The 15,807-nt window shown below is 39.9% G+C and carries 15 protein-coding genes; 6 read left to right on the forward strand and 9 right to left on the reverse strand.

All coding sequences use genetic code 11. The annotated features are described in order from the left end of the window. Positions 1-9: 9 nt before the first annotated feature. On the reverse strand, positions 10-702 hold the full coding sequence (locus K360_RS11250; RefSeq protein WP_286846035.1) for a helix-turn-helix domain-containing protein: 693 nt from the start codon (positions 700-702) through the stop codon (positions 10-12). A gap of 332 nt (positions 703-1,034) precedes the next feature. Between K360_RS11250 and K360_RS0108480 the strand changes: the two genes are divergently transcribed. Further along, positions 1,035-2,738, forward strand: a complete 1,704-nt coding sequence (locus K360_RS0108480) for a putative bifunctional diguanylate cyclase/phosphodiesterase (RefSeq protein WP_024822736.1) — start codon at positions 1,035-1,037, stop codon at positions 2,736-2,738. On the opposite strand, the gene K360_RS0108485 is transcribed toward K360_RS0108480, so the two are convergent. The 4 genes from K360_RS0108485 to K360_RS0108500 form a co-directional block, all read right to left on the reverse strand. After that, on the reverse strand, positions 2,702-2,914 hold the full coding sequence (locus K360_RS0108485) for a hypothetical protein (RefSeq protein ID WP_024822737.1): 213 nt from the start codon (positions 2,912-2,914) through the stop codon (positions 2,702-2,704). The two genes, K360_RS0108480 and K360_RS0108485, sit on opposite strands and share 37 nt — an antisense overlap. A gap of 71 nt (positions 2,915-2,985) precedes the next feature. Further along, positions 2,986-3,699, reverse strand: a complete 714-nt coding sequence (locus K360_RS0108490; protein WP_024822738.1) for an LrgB family protein — start codon at positions 3,697-3,699, stop codon at positions 2,986-2,988. Next, a complete protein-coding gene (locus K360_RS0108495) occupies positions 3,683-4,054 on the reverse strand; it encodes a CidA/LrgA family protein (RefSeq protein WP_024822739.1) in 372 nt (123 codons plus the stop codon). The genes K360_RS0108490 and K360_RS0108495 overlap by 17 nt, the downstream gene beginning before the upstream one ends. Before the next feature lie 143 nt (positions 4,055-4,197). After that, positions 4,198-6,261 carry an NAD(+) synthase gene (locus K360_RS0108500; RefSeq protein ID WP_024822740.1) on the reverse strand — a complete coding sequence of 688 codons (2,064 nt, stop codon included), beginning with the start codon at positions 6,259-6,261 and terminating at the stop codon, positions 4,198-4,200. 459 nt (positions 6,262-6,720) lie between these two features. On the opposite strand from K360_RS0108500, the gene K360_RS0108505 reads away from it, so the two are divergent. Beyond that, positions 6,721-7,623 (forward strand): DMT family transporter, encoded by a 903-nt coding sequence (locus K360_RS0108505; RefSeq protein WP_024822741.1) that lies wholly within the window; start codon positions 6,721-6,723, stop codon positions 7,621-7,623. Between the two features lie 25 nt (positions 7,624-7,648). On the opposite strand, the gene K360_RS0108510 is transcribed toward K360_RS0108505, so the two are convergent. Next, positions 7,649-8,674: a DUF4236 domain-containing protein gene (locus tag K360_RS0108510; RefSeq protein ID WP_024822742.1), complete on the reverse strand. Its 1,026-nt coding sequence runs from the start codon at positions 8,672-8,674 to the stop codon at positions 7,649-7,651. A gap of 211 nt (positions 8,675-8,885) precedes the next feature. Between K360_RS0108510 and K360_RS0108515 the strand changes: the two genes are divergently transcribed. Next, a complete protein-coding gene (locus K360_RS0108515; RefSeq protein WP_024822743.1) occupies positions 8,886-9,821 on the forward strand; it encodes a DUF1848 domain-containing protein in 936 nt (311 codons plus the stop codon). A gap of 9 nt (positions 9,822-9,830) precedes the next feature. Here K360_RS0108515 and K360_RS0108520 read toward each other — a convergent pair whose 3' ends face one another. Continuing rightward, positions 9,831-11,087, reverse strand: a complete 1,257-nt coding sequence (locus K360_RS0108520) for a hypothetical protein (RefSeq protein ID WP_024822744.1) — start codon at positions 11,085-11,087, stop codon at positions 9,831-9,833. Between the two features lie 391 nt (positions 11,088-11,478). On the opposite strand from K360_RS0108520, the gene K360_RS0108525 reads away from it, so the two are divergent. Then, complete coding sequence (locus K360_RS0108525; protein WP_024822745.1) at positions 11,479-12,246, forward strand: patatin-like phospholipase family protein; 768 nt, start codon at positions 11,479-11,481, stop codon at positions 12,244-12,246. A gap of 39 nt (positions 12,247-12,285) precedes the next feature. Further along, on the forward strand, positions 12,286-13,482 hold the full coding sequence (locus K360_RS0108530) for a hypothetical protein (RefSeq protein ID WP_024822746.1): 1,197 nt from the start codon (positions 12,286-12,288) through the stop codon (positions 13,480-13,482). Between the two features lie 5 nt (positions 13,483-13,487). On the opposite strand, the gene K360_RS0108535 is transcribed toward K360_RS0108530, so the two are convergent. Further along, positions 13,488-14,294, reverse strand: a complete 807-nt coding sequence (locus K360_RS0108535) for an SDR family NAD(P)-dependent oxidoreductase (RefSeq protein WP_024822747.1) — start codon at positions 14,292-14,294, stop codon at positions 13,488-13,490. Positions 14,295-14,313: 19 nt separating this feature from the next. Next, positions 14,314-15,114: an acetoacetate decarboxylase family protein gene (locus K360_RS0108540; RefSeq protein ID WP_024822748.1), complete on the reverse strand. Its 801-nt coding sequence runs from the start codon at positions 15,112-15,114 to the stop codon at positions 14,314-14,316. A 198-nt stretch (positions 15,115-15,312) separates the two neighbouring features. On the opposite strand from K360_RS0108540, the gene msrB reads away from it, so the two are divergent. Continuing rightward, positions 15,313-15,783, forward strand: a complete 471-nt coding sequence (gene msrB / locus K360_RS0108545; RefSeq protein ID WP_084043934.1) for a peptide-methionine (R)-S-oxide reductase MsrB — start codon at positions 15,313-15,315, stop codon at positions 15,781-15,783. The last annotated feature ends 24 nt before the right edge of the window (positions 15,784-15,807 follow it).

Below are 15,807 nucleotides of genomic sequence, written 5' to 3' on the forward strand. Positions count from 1 at the left end.
AATATCGCTCTATTTTTTCAAAATACGCTTTAAGGAAATTTTCAGAAGGTTAGCTAAAAATTCCCAGTCTTCTTCAGAAATCTCTTCAACATTTTTTGCAAGGCTGCGTAAGTGGAGAACTATATCTGGATCATATGATGCCATGATTTTTAACAATACCTCAAAGTCCATAGCACTCTGTTTTTTCTCTTGATAAACACCTGAATCATTATCTAGACGAGCCATATAGATACCATATTTTTTTATAATTAAAGTTTTATCTTCTATAGATCCTCTACTTTCCTCTCTTTCTAAATACTCTAAGGTTTGCGGAGAAATGCCTAGAATACCTGCCGCTTCATACAAACTTAGCTCTAGATATTGCCGCATAGCCCGCAACATAAAACTATTCTCTTTTTCATAGCCATCAGCGCAATCTGTTTCACCCAAAAGATAAGAGGAAGTTGTTTGCAAAGCCTTTGCCACAGCAAATACCATCTCTGCGTTTGGGGAACGTTCTCCTCGTTCCCATCGAGAAATTGTTAGCTTCGTGACTCCAATAATCTCCGCTAACTCCTGCTGAGTTAAGCCTCTTTTGCGTCGAACTACTTTTATCCTGTGCCCGATCATCCCTATCTCCTCTTTAATAAAAAAGCCCTTATGGACTACTGTATCCATTGGAATAGATAACTCAATAATCTCTTTGGCTATAAAAATTATCATTTAAGATATTTATCGTTCTTTATTTTTTTAAAAAAAGGAAAACCCCTTGTGCATATCCAATTTGTCGTTTAATATTAATAAAAGTTGATACTTTAATATTTTTATCTATTTCTGGATATCTTTTCAGTATTTTGTTTACTTCCTCCAAGAACCGACCCCGTTAGCGACCATGGACTGGGGAGTTTTGTTTCATCGATCAACGCCTCCTCCTCTTTTCCTAAGCACACTCTCGCTGATATAAAAATTCAGGGGTCGTGAAAAAACAATACGTTATAGTAGAGAGCTTGTGCCAAACGCACAAACCTTTCTTTATAGATAAAGTGAGGCTCATTATGCAAAGAGAATTTTACGTTGAAGAGCATAGTATCCTTCTAGATGAAAACAAAAAAACATTCGCTACCAACGTTCTTCTTTCCGATAAAATAGGGAGCCCTTCTCTTACAAAATCTTTTCATAAAGAAAACTGTTCTATTCTTTCTTTGTTAGAAAACAACATCCCTGAAGCCGTGTGGGAAACGGTGGAAAATTACGGGTCTTGGGAAGGCGCCGTAATAGACGATGGAACACTCCATCGATACTGGATTTCTATTCAACAACTTATAAGCAAAAACAAGCGAAAATTATACCTTGTCAGAGCAGGAATTGAAAAGGGAGGAACGCCTCACATTACAAAGGGGGAAACGTATCCTAACTTGCCATACCAAATTTCTGACCGTACAACGCTTATGTTTCTTTTAAAACAACGCATTAAGAAAAAACTTTCGAGCGACACTTTTGCTCTTATTATTGTTAATTTTGATCGTTTCAGAACTCTTAAAGATGGGAATGGTTCTTTTAGCGGGAAACAGGTTCTTATCCAAACTATCCGATTACTTTTTGCCTTGTTGACTGAAGAAGATTTTTTCTTTAAAACGAGAAATAATGAATTCGCCCTTTTTGTTCCTCTAAAAAAACCTGAACGCCTTTCTTCCCTTATAAAAGGAATTAAAAAGATTTTCTCCCAACCTATAATTGTAGATAATGAAACATTTGAAATCTCAACCCATATAGGAGCAAGCCTTTTTCCCCAGAATGCAGCTTCAGCGGAACAACTTATGCGTTGCGCAGACATGGCGCTTCATCAAGCTAGGCAAAATAAAATTTCAAACGATGTCATCTTTTATAACAACAACATTGAGGAAGAAGTTAAAAAAGTTTTAAGACTCAAAAAAGACCTCTACAGAGCTTTAGAACGGAAAGAGCTTTTTTTGCAATACCAGCCACAAATAGATATAAAAACATCTAACGTTATTGGCGTAGAGGCTCTTCTTCGTTGGCATCGTGGCTACAAAGAAGTTATTTTTCCTAACGATTTTATTCCCATGGCCGAGACTTCCCTTGTTATGATAGATATTGGGAGGTGGGTACTCCAAGAAGCTTTTGTACAGGCCAAAAAATGGATAAAACAAGGTATCCAATTAAACATATCAGTAAATATCTCTCCTGTTCAAATTTATCAAGATCGACACTTAAAAGAAGAGATAGAAAAATTACTTAGATTTACAAGTATCCCAGCTTCAATGCTTACACTGGAAATAACAGAAAAAACCCTGCGAGATCGTCATGGCCTTTTTGAGAAGGTCATGGGAGAAATTCGTTCCCATGGGGTAAAAATCTACTTAGATGATTTCGGGAAAGGTTATTCGTCTATAGATTTTGTAAAAAGCTTTCCCTTCGATGGAATAAAAATTGATCGAGAGATCATAACAAATGCCCCTCGCTCTGCGAGAGAAAAAACCTTTGCTAATTCTTTCATTCGCATGGCCCATAGCTTAGTTCAACATATTGTTATAGAAGGCGTTGAGACAAACGAGCAAATTAACAGCCTGGACTTAGGTCTCTCCAACCTAAGTATCCAAGGGTACTACTACAGTCCCCCACTCGACGCCGAAAAGATAGCTCCCTTCATCCTAACAAAAAGAAACAGCCTCCATCTGGAGGCTGTTGGTAGATCGTCGATTCAACGATATGATCCGAAAGACATAGGCCCCGTGTAACAAAAGCGCTCACTTAACAAGAAACGAACCTTGTCTGTACATAAATCCCATGCCTCCGGCTCCTTGTTCAGCAGACTTACCATTTCGTTAAGAAGTCCATCTATTATTGCGTCGGTGGCCTTCGGATCTCTAGACGTACTTTCTATCTTAGCAACAAGTTCCTGTACTTTTGACATAATCTACCCCACCTCCTTCTCCAAGAATTCACAAAGGAGATTATAGCACTCTCTCTCACTATTCGGATCTTCTATTGAGAAATAAAAGAAACAATTCGAAGTAACAAAGGAACCGCTAAAACAGTCAACACCCCACAAAGGCCTGTAGCCAGACTACTAAATGCCCCTTCTATCTCCCCCATTTCAAAAGCACGGCTCGTTCCTACAGCGTGAGAGCTGGTACCTATAGCCAATCCTCGTGCAATCGGATGATGTATACAAGCTATTTTGCACAAAATAGGAGCAATAATAGCTCCTGAAACTCCTGCACCAATTATTGCAAGAACTGTAATAGGGACCACTCCTTCTATAATAAGGGCTATCTCTATACCAATTGGTGCTGTTACAGATTTTGGAACCATGGATAGGAAAAAATCCTCTCCAAAATTGAAAAGACCACAGAGCGACCACACACTTATAAAAGCCGTCAGAATCCCTACACCTATAGAGATTAGAATAGATAAAAGGTTTTCTTTTAGTCGCGAAAATTCCCGATATATCGGAACCGCCAACAAAACAGTCACAGGTCCTAAGAACATGGATATAACATCGCCGCCACTGCGATAATCCTCATAACTATAATCTGTCATTGCTATGATAAGCCCAATGGTCACTGCTGAAAAAATGACTGGCATCAGAACAACCAATCTCGTCTTTTTGCGAACCCAGCCCCCAAGAACATACGTTCCCACCGTAAGAACTATAGCAAAAAGAGGGGTACGAAATATATCAAGAAAGGTTTCCATTCGATCTTCTCTCTTTCCTTCGCAACAGATACTGTGCGGTAACTCCTGTAGCTGCCATTACAAGGCACGTTGAGACAACAACAATAAATATAAATTGAGAGGCGACATGCATAATTTTGTCTTTGCTTGTAATCACTCCTAAAATGACCGGTACAAAGAAAAAAGCCAGATTGCCTAAACAAAAATCAGCTAACTCTCTTAAGGATTCTATAGAAATAATGTTACTGCATAAAAGCACTAATAAGAGCATCATTCCTATGACACTCCCAGGGATAGGGAGCTTTGTAAAAAATTGCAGTGCCTGTCCTATAAAAAATATGACAAGAACGATCAAAAGCTGTTGAAGCAATTTCAAAAAAACTACCTCCTTTAAAAAGGACAACCCTTTTACATTGTAGAGAGGGAACGTAGCACCGGAGGGCTGGATCAGATGTTCCACACCACAAACCTTTTATTTTGTGGAGAGGGAATTCTATTCCTCCTACAAAAAAATTTTAGCTACATATTTTCATCAGGTATGTTTTGCAAATCTTCCATCCATGGAGTTTCTTCGCTGTCGCTAGGAGCTCGATAGTCTCCTCGTGGTGACAGAGAACCTCCTGACCCTACCTTGGGAGAATTTGGAACGCATGACCGCTTATATTGGCTCGTTTTATAAAAACGATGAATAAAAATCTCTAGCCAATATTTGATTTCAGACAAAGTATATTGGTGCCTTTTCTCTAATGAAATATCAGGCCACTCTCCTAGTGTAACATCATGCCATGCACACCAAGAAAGAAACGCTACTTTAGAAGGGAGAAAACCATAACGTGTTATGTAGAATATATTAAAATCTTGAAGCTCATAGGGACCAATAACCGCTTCCGTCCTTTGACCAGGTTGATCCCCTTTTTGTCCTGGAATAAGTTCAGGGCTTATCTCCGTATTCAAAATATCTTCAAGAAAAACAGAAACATCCGCGCCTAAAAGCTTTCTAGATGCAACCCAGTGAATAATATATTGAATTAAAGTTTTAGGCAGGCTTGCATTTACGTTATAGTGAGACATGTGATCTCCCACCCCGTACGTACACCATCCGAGGGCTAGCTCACTCAAATCCCCAGTTCCCACTACCATTCCGCGGTGACAATTTGCAAGCCTAAAGAGAATCGAAGTTCTCTGCCCGGCTTGAACATTCTCAAAAGTTACGTCGTACAGATTTTCTCCCGCAGCATACGGGTGACCAATATCCTTTAACATCTGAAGACAACTCGGACGTATATCGATCGTCCCAATCTGCACTCCAAGAGAATTCATAAGATTATAAGCATTCTTCAAGGTTTTTTCAGACGTCGCAAAGCCTGGCAAAGTATACGCTTTCACATTTTCTCTCGATAGTCCTAGCATGTCCACCGTCTTTGCACATATCAAGAGAGCATGAGTCGAATCAAGCCCTCCCGATACCCCAATTACAAGATTTGTAAGCCCTGCAGCTTTCATCCTCTTAGCAAGCCCCTGAGCCTGAATATTAAAAATCTCATAACAACGTTTATCTCGAAGCTCCACATCCATAGGAACATAAGGGAATCGGGGAATCGTACGAACAGGAGTAATTTTTCCTGAAGGAACTTTCAGTGAAAATTTAATTCTTCTAAAAGGTTCACTATTTCCCCCCTTCATCGTCCTCTTCTCCACAAAACTTGTCATGATCATTCGATCTTTAGCAAGACGGCCAAGATCCACATCTGCCATTACAACTTGGGGATCCCAAGAAAATCGCTTCGATTCTGCCATAAGCTCCCCATTTTCATAGATCATGGCATGTCCATCCCAAGCGAGATCTGTAGTGGATTCCCCTGGCCCCGACGCTGTGTATATATAGGCAGAAATACACCGAGCCGATTGGTTGGACGCTAGGGAGCGACGATATTCTTCTTTACCAATAGTAACGTTAGAAGCTGACAAATTGGCGATAATAGTAGCACCATTCAAGGCAGCATAGCTAGAGGGAGGAATAGGTGTCCACAGATCTTCGCATATTTCACAGAAAAGCCTAAAGTCTGGAATATTTACCGCTTCAAATATCAGGTCCGTCCCTATGGGAACATTCCTCTGTCCTAAAATATCTATGGAATTTACTAAAAGTTCACTCGCTTGACGAAAATGGCGCAGCTCATAGAACTCTCGATAGTTTGGCAAAAAGCTCTTGACAGCAATGCCAAGGATTACCCCTTTAAGTATGACTACAGCACAATTGAAAAGCCCATTCACAACTTTAAGAGGTGCGCCTACAATCACAATCATGTCCATTGAAGCAGTGGCCTCAAGGACCATACCAAGGCTGGACAACGCTGATTTTTGCAATGCATCCTGAAAAAACAGGTCTTCATTCGTATAACTGGACAATCCCAACTCTGGGAAAGCAGCTAAAATCGCGTGTTGGTCATAAGCTTTCCGAGCCAAATCTATAGTCTTGCCCCCATTGTATTCAGGGTCACTTACCTTTAGTTCGGGAATACACGCAGCAACACGTACAAAATTATGATTGTATAAGTTAAAAAAGTCCTTTCTCTCCTCCACAGCTTCCCTCCTTAACTTTTCGTCGTGCTTTAATATAGCAAAAAATAGAAATCCAAGGCCTTCTTGTAAATTATACAGTCTCTGTCAGTTAAAATAACTCTCTTCCCCTAATAAAAAGTGATATTTCCCATCATCAGATCTGAATATTTCACAACGTTTCTCAAGGTAAACTATCGGAAACTCTCGTAATTCCTGCAGGGGTATTTGATCTCTCCCGTTAAGACTTTATAAAAAGACACGGTATCCGCCGATCATTTTTCATACCCCCTTAATAAAAGGAAGAACTACCTTTTGGGCGACTTCTCCTTTACAAAAACTCAGCAGCGCTTTTATGAGAGCATAAAAACTAAAAAATTAATATATACAAAATATATACAAAAATAAAAAAACAAAGACTAGTTTGTCTCAAGGGAATAATGTATCTTAGAGCCATTATATGGAAAGAGAGGCTTAGTTAAAATGAAGACACCTCGAGAAAACCAGCAATCTATTTCTGACAACTATGTGAAAGGGACATTTTTTGCTCTCTTGTCCGCTTTTTTATTTGGTTTTATCCCTATCCTCGCTATATATGCCTATAAAGAAGGGGTTAATGTAATAACATTTCATTTTATTCGGTTCACTCTTGCTTCCATTGCTCTTTTCGCCTTGCTCTTCCGCAAAAAAGGTTACCAATGCTTTTTATTGGGGAAAAAAGACTTCCTGCATATGTTTGTACTTGGAGGCATTCTCTTTACTCTTACTAGTTTTAGCTATTTTTCAAGCTTTCAATATATACCAGCGTCCATGGCTACTCTCATTTTTTATTCATACCCTGCTGTCGTTGCCATCGTAACAGTATACATAAATAGGGAACCTATTACTCAAATGCTCCTCGCCTCCATTATTTTGTCATCGGCAGGCCTTTTTTTTCTTACAGGGGACATCATCTATTCAATTAGTATAAAAGGAGTGTTTTTAGCTGGAGTCGCTTCTTTTTCTTACACCTCATATATTCTTTACGGGAACTCTCTTATGAAAAATATCTCATACCAGATTATTGTCGCCTATGTCTGTTCCTTTTCTGCTTTGTCTTTTCTAATAGCTGGCGTAACTACTCATAATCTGTTGCTTTCTCATACTCCATCTGTGTGGCTTATTTTCTGTTTCATTTCTTTTGTTTCCGTTTCTGGTTTCCTCTCTTTTTTCCTTGGTGTAAAACTAACGACTCCCGCAATCGCTGCCATTCTTAGCATGACAGAACCACTTGTAACCGTTATCCTCTCTATTGTCTTTTTTCGAGAACATCTGAGCTTTTCGCAATATTTTGGTGGAATTTTAGTACTGACAGGATCTCTTATAGCGTTGCTGAAAGGGCAATAGGCACTTAAAAACAAGAATAATTGCTTTATACTAAAGCCCCTTTCTCAGCCGTTGCGATCTCAATTTCATCTTTAGCCCTTTTCTTCTGCCCTAACTCTTCATACACACAGGCTCGTTCATATCGAATGGTTGAAAGCAAATCTGTCGGTCTATCTTTCTTTCGACGTAACGCCGCAGTCAACACATCGCGTGCAGCAGAGAAATAGCCGAGTTTTCTAAGAGCTTTGCCCCTATATAACAACAAAGCGCTATGAAGAGCTGTTTCGTTATTTATACCCTCACTGATCTCTATCACTTCTTTAAGAGCAACTGCCTCATCAGGGATATTTTTCGATATTTCTATAAGCAGCTCCGCTAAAGAAAGGCGAAGAGACACATCGTGGGGACTTTCTGTCATAAGCTCTCTAAGTATAACAACAGCTTCGTCATACTCCTCCACTTGCTGCAGGGCTTCTACTAAAGCAAGGGAAACTCCCTTTTCATCTGGCCATATTTCCACGTTTACTTCTTCGGAAAGAGGTAAGTGAAGCGACATGCAGACACCTAATTTCTTAAAAAGGGAACCTAGAGAATTCTTTTGTTCCTTCGCTTGACGAAAAGCAACAACCGCCTGCTGAGGATTATTCCCGCTAAGGCTTATAAGCCCAGCCATAAAGGCTGAATCTGCTATATTTAGAGATTGGCAAAAGCAAATTAAAGCTTTGTCTTCGTTAGACTCTAAATACGCCCTCAAGCCATCTATAAAGTTTTCTTCTGATTGCGACAGGAAAAATCTTCTAAAAAAGCCAGGAGAGAGTTTCTTTTTTATAATTTCCTCCCGCGTCGCAATAGAACGCGAACCTGATTCTTTTAAGCCTGAACCTTTTTTCCAGGAGCTCATAGTCGTGTAATAAAGACCCGTCCCAGGAATACCTACTGTCTTCCTTACTCCGCGAGGACCTACCGTTACCTTCGCACCTCTTGCCCCTACAGAAACAGAAGCTCCCGATTTACTCAAATTAATGGAAATACCAGGAGCAACTCTAAAGCGTCTCGTAAAACGAAACCCCATGCCATTCCCTCCCTTGATATGGCTAACCTATCATAGCAACTCTTCGTATTCAACCTAAAAAAGCTACTCTCCACATAAGCGTCGCTATAACGTAAAATACATAAGACCGCTTCTAAATGTCCATCTTTTTTATAACCGAAAGTTAAAAAATTATACTAGGGAAAACTCTGGATACTTTTAATTTAGTGAATGAGTCTCAGGGGGCAGTGCTGTGATTATAAGTGCCAGTAGACGTACAGACATACCAGCTTTTTATGCCACGTGGTTCATAACTCGCTTGAAAGAGGGATTCGTTTATGTGCAAAACCCTATGAACCTCAAACAAATCAGCAACATTCCACTCAATAAAGAAGTCGTCGATTGTATTGTTTTTTGGACAAAAAACGCAATTCCTCTGATAAGCCATCTTGACGCTATAAATCGCATGGGGTTCAGATATTATTTTCTCTTCACCCTCAATCCTTATGATAACAGCATCGAAAAAAGAGTAGGCGACAAAAAAGAAATTATAAAAGGATTTAAAAAGTTAAGCGATACAATCGGGAAAGAAAGGGTTATCTGGCGCTATGACCCTGTTATCATCAATAACAACCTTTTCATTGAACATCATCTTCGCTCATTTTACAAACTGAGCAAGCTGCTTTCTGGCTATACGTCCAAATGTATTTTTAGTTACGTAGATCTATATGCCAAAATAAAACGAAGAGCACAAGAAATAGTAGGAGAGATCGGCATTCAAAATATGCATAAAATTGCTTACGGTTTCTCTGAAATTGCAAAAGAATGGAATATTTCGCTTGAGACATGTTCCGAAAAAATCCCCTTGAGTCAGTATGGCATACAACATGCTTCATGCATTGATAAGAGAACTATAGAAAAAATTACAGGATACCCTCTCAAAGGGACAAACGACAAAAATCAGCGCCCCGAATGTGGGTGCATGGAAAGCATCGATATAGGAGCATACAATAGCTGCTCTCACGGCTGCCTCTATTGTTATGCCAACACAAGCGATGAGACTGTTTACAAAAACATACAACTTCACACCCCTTCTTCTCCCCTGCTCATAGGAACACCACGTGCAAAAAACAAAATAACAGACAGGGCAGTAAAGTTATTGAAAGAAACGCAAATTTTGTTATTGTAACAAAGCTGGTTAAAGACGGTGCACTCCTGCCGCAATAAAAGAAAATCCAGCCTTAGTAAGAGCTTCGGCAGTGCTATTTACAGCCTTATGTTTCAAAAGATAATTACGAGAAAGGGCGTCCCAATCTCCAGAAGCCTCTATTTCCTTTTTATCTCTAAAATAATCAAGAATATCCGAGGGATGGGCAAGTTGCTGCTCATCCTCTGGATTTCCACCTTCATGTTTCGCTGAAATATTAGGTATCGTTTTTACGAGTTCTAACAAGTCATCTCTTCGGTTATAAGGCTGCTGAACAATACTCTTCCATGTTTCCGTAATATGATGTTCTATACGGACTTGGTTTTCTAGTTTAAGCTCCTTGCGAATAGCTGCTGCTTGGGCAAGATGTTCGGCATCAATAGAGTTAGACAGATTAAATCCAGCCAGAGGCGTAGATCCATCCTCCCGTGCAAAAAGCCGAGCAGCAAGCAATGTCCATAAAACGGCATACGGATTATCGTTCCCCATAAAAACTGAGATTTTAAACTTAATATTCACCCCTAAGCGATAAAGAAGGTACCCCAAAAAAACCGTCCCTGGATTAATATTAAGAACTTCATCAACACCGTAATTTACATAGTAATAAAGGAATTCATCAATCCACCGTAAGGGATGGCTGTTAGGTTGCCCGATTCCACCAAAATATCCCGTAATAGTGCTCGGGCCTCCAAGGTGGATGTTAGAACCATCAGTCCCTTTCGTATCAAGAGTTTCTACGCAACTTGCACCTAAAATTTTTATAGCAGCCCGCACTGCGGGCAAATCTTCGTTTTCAGCTTCTTGTTCCTTCATTTTTCTCACGCGAATAAACCGTCCAGGAAGAACTTCCCCTTTTTCAATAGCCTGCTTAACTTCTGCTACGAGCCACGGAAAATATTGGAGGGCACTGATCTCTAAAGTTGGGGCCTTTGTTTCGTCATAGTCCCATATCGGGCGATCTGGGGCAACTCGGGAACGATATTCTGAAAGAGAAATAAAACTTCCGCTATCTTTGGCATTCTGAAGCCATTCCAAATCTTTTATGTAGGGAGATCTTATTCGCTCTAGCTTTTTCATATGGTTTTCTACTTTCCCCGCTTCATGCGCTTTTTTGTTGATTTCGTCTACTGTTCCATACTTTGCAACTACCCTGCTCAAGTCAGACACGGCATCGTTTCGAGGGTCGGAAAGGAAATTATTAATATCATCTACCACGCAAGGAGCAATACTCAAAAACTGATAGGCCATTTCGAAACTCCTCCTCACATATAAAATAATTTTACTTCCCACAGATCCTGCTTACCGCCCAAACACTGTATCTTAATAAACCGTAAACATAATAATAAAACAAAAAGATTACATTTGGGAATACCTCTGTCTTACAAAAAATATTCCTCCTATTGACACTCCGTAATTTTGAGGACATCCTTCCAGCGCTGGGAATACATCGCAGTCTTGACATCAATTATGAACTTGACATTGAAATGGAAGTTGTTGTGGCCGGCGCTGGCATTTTCCCTAACATCTTATCCCAAATAGATTCTTACACAATTGACGAACAAAAGAAAATACATAACAATGATAGTTCTAAAGGATGTAAAAGTTAAAGAACTCACAGATTGAGGAGAAATTAAATGCAATGAAAACATTCATTGGGAACAAAAAAATTGGACTCGCCCTTGGAGGTGGGGCTGTTCTTGGTGCTGCCCATATAGGAGTATTAAAAGCATTTGAAGAATGTAACATCCCCGTAAGTTATATAGCTGGAACAAGTATTGGAGCGTTCATCTCCGCTTTTTTTGCTTTTGGCAAGAGATGGGAAGAAATTAGGGAAATTGCAAGAGGTTTGAATTGGCTTGATATCTCAGGAATATCCCTATCACAATTTGGATTGCTTTCAAATAAAAAACTAGGTAAACTCATTATTGAAAATCTTGGGAACGTTACTTTCGACGAGGCTCATATTCCCGTAGCTATGGTAGCAGCAGACATTACAAGTGGAGAAAAAGTTGTGCTTAAAAAAGGGGATGTGGCAACTGCCGTAACGGCAAGTACATGCATTCCAGGTGTTTTCGTGCCTGTGGAGATAAATAATCAACTTCTTGTGGATGGCGGGATAGTTGAAAATGTCCCTATAACTCCACTAAAAGAGATGGGAGCTGATTTGATTATTGGTGTCGATCTTAACGCTAAACACGGAGAAAAAAGACCTGAGAATATTATTGAAGTGTTACTGAGATCTTTCGATATTGCATTGAAAACAGCCACAAAGTTACAGACTGAAGAAGCCGATATCCTCATTAAACCAGATCTTTTTGCTTTCAATATGATCGATACAGGACAAACAGAAGCCCTCATTGAAAAGGGATATTTTGAAGCACGTAAAACATTAGAAAACATAATCTAGGAAGTGCTGCGAAAACGATATCTAGAGAGGTCTCATGATATGGCCAAATACAGTATGCTTAATAAGGCAGATGTTTCTCTTGATGTAATAATTTTATTCATTATCGGGATGATAATGTTGATTACTGGTACATTGCTTTTCCCAGTATCTGCGGGAATACTCCCTTACTATGAAAATGGCTTGTATGGATTGCTGCTGTTCATTTTTGCTTTACAGATGATCACCCTTGGGAAAACACCTTTTCGAGAAATGCGCCAATCAAAGCTTTTACTTATTATCGGCGTAGTAATTGCATCAATAGGTATTGTCACATGCTTTATTCCTGATATCTTCAACCCAATTCCCCGCATACTGTTGTCCCTCTGCTTTGGCCCGGGGGGGGTTTTGCTTCTTATACAAATGGTCTTTTCCAAAGAAAAACTCCGACCATGGTTACAATATGGAAGAAGTTTCCACCACCTCATTTTCGGGTGCGGAGCAGTGTATCTATTATCCATGTTGATTGGAATGCTTATTTGGGATCACAGCCTATTTTCAACGTCTATAACAGCCGTAACCATTCTGATTTATGGGGTAGCAATTGTCTATCTTGCAGAAACTCTTCGACGAATATATCGCATGTATCCAGAAGCAGAAAAATCACGTGAGGGGGATATAGATCTTTCTTCAGATAAAGCTATGATTTTAGTGACAGCTATTTTTATGCAGCTTCTTGGAATACTGCTGATTCCGGTAAATTGGGGGTTGCTTCCTTTTTCCGGAAGTGCACAACTTGGACTTCTGATGGTTATTTTTGCAGTACAAATGCTAGCATTCGGAAATACACCAATCGGGCCATTCTTCCGTTCATGGCTCATGATTTTATTCGGCTTTATATTTGCTGCACTCGGAATTATATCCTGCATTATTCCTGAAATTTTAGTCTCGCCATTAACAGTGCTCATCGGAGCCCTTAACATAATTGGTGGCATCACAACATTAGGGAAAACATGTCTTCCCCTCTTCAAAAAAGGAAGGAATCCACATCTCCCTACGCCTCGAATTCTGGTGAAACTTTATGTAACTCAACTAGCGATGAATCTAGTGGCTATTCTTTTTGGTGTATCGATGTTTGTTTCCCACCTGATTCCAGGACAAATTATTGGCGTGATCCTTACTGCAAATGGATGCATCCTTTTATATTTATTACATATATTGTCTCTTATCGATAAGATAAGGGCAGAGGGTACCAACTAACCACCCTAAAAATAAGTCCCCTTTGTACGATAGTTTTCACGACGCTCACGTGCCAGGTTGCGAATGGTCTTGTCAAATTCTTCTCTGTTCCCCCTATAAAGAGCATCTACATCGCGCATAATTTGAGGGAAAATAATTACAAGAGACTTATTCTCCATTTCCTCAAAAATATAGTCAACTGCATCATCTACACTGATAGAATCTGGGGGCGGTGTTAATTCCCCAAATATTGGCGTACGAACATTGCCAGGACAAAATACACTAAATTGCAGACCATCAGCTTCCAGCTCATATTGTAGGCTCTCGGTCATAGAGATAACGGCGCTTTTACTTGCAGCATATACCGCTTGATAAGGGACAGGAATTCGCCCTGTTATGGACCCCGCGTTTATAATGTGTCCGAACCCCTGCTCTCGCATAAGAGGTATCGCAGCATATGTTCCGTAAACAACACCCATTAAATTTAAGTCAATAATAAATCTCCAAATATCGAAGGTTATCTTCTCTGTAGGAAGTGTCATCCCCATTCCTGCATTGTTGAATACGAAATCAAGGTGTCCATCAAAGGCTTTTGCTGCGCTAATAAGTTTCGTAACATGCTCGAGATTTGTAACATCTACAAGTTGAGGAAAAACTTTTCCTTGATATGCGAGACCCAACCGTCTAGATTCCCTTTCAAGATTTGTCTCGTTTACATCCCCCATAAAGACTGCCATAGCGCCCCTTGCAAGCAAATGCTCTGCTATTCCCAAGCCTATGCCAGAAGCAGCTCCTGTTACCACTGCTACTTTATTTTCAAAATATCCACTCATATCACACCCCATTTATCCTCTACGGCAAAATTCTTGAATCGCCAACGTTGAGCCTAGCAGTACCTTTTGCCATTGCCACGCTAACATGTTTTAATATTGGCAAATCTGCAAGAGTACTGATAATCTTGAACTGTAGCGGATGCTGCTCCTGAGTGAGTTTTGTCCATTGAATTCCGCCTTCACACGCCCAAACCCGCTTCGCCATCATCTCTTGTGGATAAAGAGTTGCGTGACTCAACGTAGCGCCACCTTTGCCAAGATTGGGCAAATAACGCCATCCAAAGTAATTTGTTTTGTAATCTTTGTTTATTTCATTAACATCCTTTTCGCAAAGTTCGCTTTTTCTTAGAAAATCAACCTTGAGGAAATTATTATTTTCATAGCTTGCACTCGTATACCAATGGCTACCAACATGATGTTCGGCAGAAATATCAGCAAAAACTTTAGGCATACCGTCCTCTTCGCGCCCCCCAATAATGGCGCAGGCGTGATTTTCCCAAATTACAAACACATATTCACCAACAAGCCCTTCTGAATTACCCAAATATCGAACAGGTGCTGTAACTTGTATGAGGCGATATTCCCCACCTGCCATCCAATCTACATCACGACAGTTTGCAAATTGAACACTTACCAAAGGCTGTCGAAGCTCAAAGTCCTCCGGAATAAGTTGTAGTAAAGCCTCTTGTTCTGTTTCATACTTCACACTGATACTCGTCATATCTCCATACTCTGTTCTCACCGGATAAAAAGGATATCCTCCAAAATGTACCGGCATTTTGTAAACATAATCATCATTAAACCTGAATTTGCCTCTCAAAACACCACCTCCATGAATAACAGTTTAAATTATTATATAATATTTATTTTCGTTGAACAATATAATAATAACGTTCCTAATTTGCTTTTGCACCATGTTAAAATTTAAAAACTATTTTTACTCTCATCTTTTCGTTATACTGAGAGATATCTATACTTATGATGAAAAAGTATGGTAGAGAAAAAAGAGGGTGACATTATGAGATGTACGTTGCTGTCATTGCTTGTTGGATCGATTATATTTTTCATGGCAACACAAACGTATGCCGCAACCATAAAAAGAGAGGAAAAGAGCGATGATGAGTGGGAAGCCATCCTCACGCCGGAACAATACGCTATCACCAGAAAAAAGGGGACAGAACCTCCTTTCTCAGGAGCATATTGGAACTCACACGAAAAAGGAACGTATGTTTGTGCTTGTTGTGGAGCTTGGCTTTTTTCTTCAGAAGAAAAATTTGATTCGGGCTCAGGTTGGCCAAGCTTCTGGGCAACCGTAAAAGATGCTCCTATAACAGCAAGACAAGATTTCTCTTTCGGAATGGAACGAACAGAAGTTCTTTGCGCCCGCTGTGACGCTCACTTAGGACATCTTTTTCCAGACGGGCCTGAACCTACTGGAATGCGATATTGCATAAACTCAGCTGCTTTGAAATTTATTCCTGAAGAATAAAGAAGGCACACGTAGCCTGAAAAA

This window comes from Aminobacterium mobile DSM 12262 (genome assembly GCF_000526395.1).
Lineage (GTDB): Bacteria > Synergistota > Synergistia > Synergistales > Aminobacteriaceae > Aminobacterium > Aminobacterium mobile.

What these genes read in the sequence shown, in the direction of transcription:
- K360_RS0108490 (WP_024822738.1), bottom strand. Translation starts at nt 3,699, where the DNA reads ATGGAAACCTTTCTTGATATATTTCGTACCCCTCTTTTTGCTATAGTT.
- K360_RS0108525 (WP_024822745.1), top strand. Translation starts at nt 11,479, where the DNA reads ATGAAAACATTCATTGGGAACAAAAAAATTGGACTCGCCCTTGGAGGT.
- K360_RS11250 (WP_286846035.1), bottom strand. Translation starts at nt 702, where the DNA reads ATGATAATTTTTATAGCCAAAGAGATTATTGAGTTATCTATTCCAATG.
- K360_RS0108480 (WP_024822736.1), top strand. Translation starts at nt 1,035, where the DNA reads ATGCAAAGAGAATTTTACGTTGAAGAGCATAGTATCCTTCTAGATGAA.
- K360_RS0108535 (WP_024822747.1), bottom strand. Translation starts at nt 14,294, where the DNA reads ATGAGTGGATATTTTGAAAATAAAGTAGCAGTGGTAACAGGAGCTGCT.
- K360_RS0108485 (WP_024822737.1), bottom strand. Translation starts at nt 2,914, where the DNA reads ATGTCAAAAGTACAGGAACTTGTTGCTAAGATAGAAAGTACGTCTAGA.
- K360_RS0108505 (WP_024822741.1), top strand. Translation starts at nt 6,721, where the DNA reads ATGAAGACACCTCGAGAAAACCAGCAATCTATTTCTGACAACTATGTG.
- msrB (WP_084043934.1), top strand. Translation starts at nt 15,313, where the DNA reads ATGAGATGTACGTTGCTGTCATTGCTTGTTGGATCGATTATATTTTTC.
- K360_RS0108510 (WP_024822742.1), bottom strand. Translation starts at nt 8,674, where the DNA reads ATGGGGTTTCGTTTTACGAGACGCTTTAGAGTTGCTCCTGGTATTTCC.
- K360_RS0108530 (WP_024822746.1), top strand. Translation starts at nt 12,286, where the DNA reads ATGGCCAAATACAGTATGCTTAATAAGGCAGATGTTTCTCTTGATGTA.
- K360_RS0108520 (WP_024822744.1), bottom strand. Translation starts at nt 11,087, where the DNA reads ATGGCCTATCAGTTTTTGAGTATTGCTCCTTGCGTGGTAGATGATATT.